The sequence below is a fragment of the Bradyrhizobium sp. UFLA06-24 genome (assembly GCF_054967145.1).
In genome coordinates this window covers 1-3917 of sequence record NZ_JADFUE010000152.1, presented here as the reverse complement: position 1 = coordinate 3917, position 3917 = coordinate 1, and the positions used below count along the sequence as shown (strand labels likewise).

Sequence of the window (3917 nt, the reverse complement as noted above, 5' to 3'; positions counted from 1 at the left end):
AACGTGGCCGCCCGGATTGGAAAGCCGGTCGGCAACGGCCCGGCCATCTAGCTTCGTTTGCAGGCAGCCCCCGATGCGTGGCACGCCGACGCGAAGTTGATGTCAGCGAGATCAAGATGCTGGAACCGGCTTAGGGCGACGAGTCCGGGTGCGGGGTCGCCCAAACGGTGTCGCAAGCGATGGTAGCCAGCCCGTCCTCGAAGACAGGGGCTGGCCACCTTTACGCCCGAGAGGTTCAAATTCCCCAAGGTGCTACCATTGTATGGTGGAGAAGAACTGGAGAGCACCTACCAGTACCGGTGGGGTGCCGCGCCCCGCGTGCATGTCATATTGAAGCGCTCGGCCCGCAACTGTTCGAGCTGGCTCCGCTCATAGGAGTAACCGCCGTGCCTAGGACCGATGTGGGGGCGGCAATCCAAGCATTCACGGACTACGCCCGTAGGCCAAGCCATACCCCGGCAGAAGACACCTACGGGCCACAGCGAACTGAAGAGCAGCTGGCCGCTCGGCGATTCCGGGTTGAAGTTATCTGCTCAAAAATGGACGCGGTGGCGGAGTGCCCTCTTTCGACCTTAGCCGAATTCGAGGCGCTCAGACGCGAGATGGGAAAAGATTTTCCCCCAACGCCACCCGCTTTACTCAACCATGTAGTGGACGCATTTTTACGTTGTGGGTCCTACCCGCGCGGCCGGATGACCGACCCTTAATCGTGGACGGAGCCAAATGATGCTTGGCACGTTCTCGCTGCACAAGATCGACCACGCTATACGCGACCTAGAACAAAAAGTCGCCCACGGCGCGGAAATCAGCCGCGAGGAGCTTGCGAGCGGACTGCGGATTACGAAGCATCTTCGAGATGAACTCGAAGTGGCGCTCAAGGTGATCGATGGCCTAAAGGATCATACCGGTCCCGGGTCGACAGGCCGCTCAAGGTGGTAGCCGCGACCTAAACAGCGGGAACGTTAGCGGCCACGTGGCTCGGCGCCCGCTTGGAGAAAAAGCGCTCTCCCTACCACGCGCCAGCCTCAAACAGCGGAAGAAGCTGACGGTGGGATACATTCATCGCAAAAAGCCGTGGCACAACTACCAGAACCGGGGTTGCAGCCTCGCGGGGCTCGGGGATCAGCCTCAGATCGCAGGCAGTGCGGGTGAGACTCGGCGCCGTTCGGTTGCGCCGGAGCGGACGCTGTCCCTGCCCCGCCCGCACTGCCGATAGTTAGCGGTCACGTGACTCGGCGCTCAAGTAACCCCCACGCATACACAGGGGAAGCGCTGTCCCTGCCACGCGCCGCTAACCCCCACACGGCCAGCCTCAAAGCAGCGGAAGAAGCTGACCGGGAGGTCATCGCTCGCAGAACGAGCGTAACTTACAGAACCGGGAATGGCCCGTGATTTAGAAGCAGTGGGCGCGACACGGTGCCGACCGACCAGGGGGGCTGAGTTGAAGCACCTGCCGCATCCGCACTGCTGGTGAGTTTAGCGGAAGGTGACACTCCACCCCACTGCTCTGGAAACCACAGCAATGTCCGTGCCACCCCCGCTAAACCCAACAACCAATTATTGGGACTAGCTTACTGAAAGCTGACGAGACTGCGCGCCCATTCACAAAACGAAAAGCGGCCCACGGGGCCGCTTGCCGTGGAGACAATAAAGACGTTCAGGCCGCAGACGAAAAGCGTTCGGCTCGCTTACGATCAGCGGCAGCCGCACCACGACGACGGCCCGGATCGGCAGTTCTGTGCGTCAAGTTCAGCAAAATCGATTATGGGATCCGGCCGAGCCATCCCCTCGGAGCCGCCGTCGCTCGCTTGCGCAAAAGCGTAGCCCTGGCGAGCGACGGCGGCGGAGAGGGGGGCGTGCATCCCCTTGGTGGGCCTGAGCATCGTCAGGCCGCCGGCGTAGCGCCTCCTTGTGCTCCTTCGGCAGATCCATGTTTAGATGGCGATGGTCCTCGAGCCAGGCCTCATGGCGCTCGACGGTCAGCGCCCGTACCAGCCTTAAACAGCTCTCGGCATTGGGGAGGATTCGCACGACATAGGTTCGCCGCCTGATCTCCTCGTTGAGGCGATCGAGCAAATTGGTGAGATGTCTCGGTGCCAACGTTCCCGCTGCGGTGTTCTACATCGTGGAGTATGGTGCGACCATCGGGACAGCGGCACCGGGAGCACGAAGTGCGGGCAGGCCGATGTTATTCCAGAGCCGAGAGCTCGAGTTAGTAGCTGGCGGCCGCCTCCGTGATGGGCTCGAGTATCCCGAGGTCACGCGGGTCGAACTCGATCGAGCGGCGCCCCCTCCACCGGCGTATCGGCGCGGCCCGCGCCCATCTGCGCCATGTGCATCGCGATTCTCCGCGCGCGCTCACCTGCTGCGGACCTCACCATCGAGATCGAGCTCGGAGGGGGATGGCATCCGCTGCGAGACTCATGCCCAGGGCACGGCCGTCGAGAGGTGTCCGGCGCTGGAGAACATCTGCATTCTGCAGCGCGTCGTCGGTCATAAGGTCACCTGCAGGCGGTACGATCGCGCGAACGATGTTCTTGTCGATATCGCCCCTCCAGCCTGGAGGTCGGGAGTAATGAGATGGGGAAGTAATGACATGGATTGGCGCCGCGACCTCATGCTGTGGCACCCGCGTCTGTTCCTCACGACGGCCGAGGAGCCTAGTCGCTCGTTCGGCTACCCGCACTGCGAGCGAGGGTGGCAGGATATCCTGGTCCGGCTCTGTCGCAGGATCGAAGTCGCGCTCCGCGACGGCGAGACCTTCGAATTCGTCCGCATCAAGCAGAAGATGGGCATCCTGCTCGTCGACTGGGACACCGAAGCCTCGAAGTCCACCGAGTCCGCGATCGGCCATCCAGTTGACCTGGCCGTCGCCCGCTCCGCCTGCACCTGCGAGATTTGCGGCGCGGAAGGCCGGCTGCATGCCAACAAAGGGTGGCTCGAAACCCGCTGCGCAGAGCACGCGGCCGGCGATCCAGTGCCGCCCCACTTGGGGCAGGGCTTCGACAACGTCCGCCGGCTGCGCCGCCGGCGAGGCCAGGCCAGCGTTTACTACGCGCTTACGACCGCGACGCCGACACTTTGACCGAGGTGCCGCCGCCCTCGCCGCAGCAGGAGCGCTAAGATGGCCAGATTTCGCTGTAGCGCCTAGGACCAGCAAGGCGAGTTCACCTAGCCGCGCCGGCGAATGCGCCGTCCGGCATCTCAATGGCTATCGCGGCATCCTCCAAGTGGATGGCTACGCCGCCTATAACAAGCTCGCGCGATCCGATCGCGGCGATGATGGCATCACGTTGGCCGGCTGCTGGTCACACAGCCGGCGCAAGTTCTATGAGCTGCATGTTGCAGGGAGCTCGGAAGTGGCAACGGCGACGCTCGAGCGGATGGCGAAGCTCTGGCAGGTCGAGAAGACCGTGCGCGGTCAAAGCCCCGACGCCCGCGTTGCCGCGCGCCAGCAAGCCTCCGCGGCTGTCGTCGCAGATCTCTTCGATCTCTGGCAGCAGACCTTGCGGCGGATCTCCGGCAAATCAAACTGGCCGAGGCGATCCGCTATGCTGTCTCGCGCCGTGCCATCTTCGAACGCTTCCTGCTCGACGGCCGCATCGAGCTCGACTCCAACATCGTCGAGCGCGCCATCAGACCGCAGACAATTACAAGAAAGAATAGCCTGTTCGCGGGCAGCGACGGCGGCGGACGAACCTGGGCGACCATCGCAACACTGCTGCAGACTGCGGATTTCACGGATCGTGAGCATCGATTTCGCGCGATCGTGAGCACTGAATTCAGACGATCGTGAGCAGCCCGCTACGGCCGATGGGAGATAGAGTCAGTGTTCTGGTTGCCGTCAAGGGTGATGGTTTTGGCGCTGCGTTTTCGCATGCTTTCTCCGGTGAGCTGGAGGCGGTGGGCGTTGTGGA

The 3917-nt window shown here is 62.9% G+C and carries 2 protein-coding genes and 3 pseudogenes; 3 read left to right on the top strand and 2 right to left on the bottom strand.

Annotated elements, in window-relative coordinates; translation table 11 throughout:
* The first annotated feature begins 723 nt into the window (after positions 1-723).
* Complete coding sequence (locus IF809_RS38135) at positions 724-939, top strand: hypothetical protein (protein ID WP_038937322.1); 216 nt, start codon at positions 724-726, stop codon at positions 937-939.
* A gap of 954 nt (positions 940-1893) precedes the next feature.
* Here IF809_RS38135 and IF809_RS38130 read toward each other — a convergent pair.
* Positions 1894-2091: pseudogene (locus IF809_RS38130) on the bottom strand (transposase); the annotation flags it as partial.
* A gap of 505 nt (positions 2092-2596) precedes the next feature.
* Here IF809_RS38130 and IF809_RS38125 point away from each other — a divergent pair.
* Both IF809_RS38125 and tnpC read left to right on the top strand, forming a co-directional pair.
* Positions 2597-3085 (top strand): hypothetical protein, encoded by a 489-nt coding sequence (locus IF809_RS38125; RefSeq protein ID WP_014498044.1) that lies wholly within the window; start codon positions 2597-2599, stop codon positions 3083-3085.
* Between the two features lie 85 nt (positions 3086-3170).
* Positions 3171-3733, top strand: a pseudogene (tnpC, locus tag IF809_RS38120) (IS66 family transposase); the annotation flags it as partial.
* Positions 3734-3826: 93 nt separating this feature from the next.
* On the opposite strand, the pseudogene IF809_RS38115 reads toward tnpC, so the two are convergent.
* Positions 3827-3917 (bottom strand): annotated as a pseudogene (locus IF809_RS38115) (IS21-like element ISFK1 family helper ATPase IstB); the annotation flags it as partial.

Bases quoted from the DNA above. Each gene is read 5' to 3' on its own strand.
- IF809_RS38135 (WP_038937322.1), top strand. From the start codon at position 724: ATGATGCTTGGCACGTTCTCGCTGCACAAGATCGACCACGCTATACGC.
- IF809_RS38125 (WP_014498044.1), top strand. From the start codon at position 2,597: ATGGATTGGCGCCGCGACCTCATGCTGTGGCACCCGCGTCTGTTCCTC.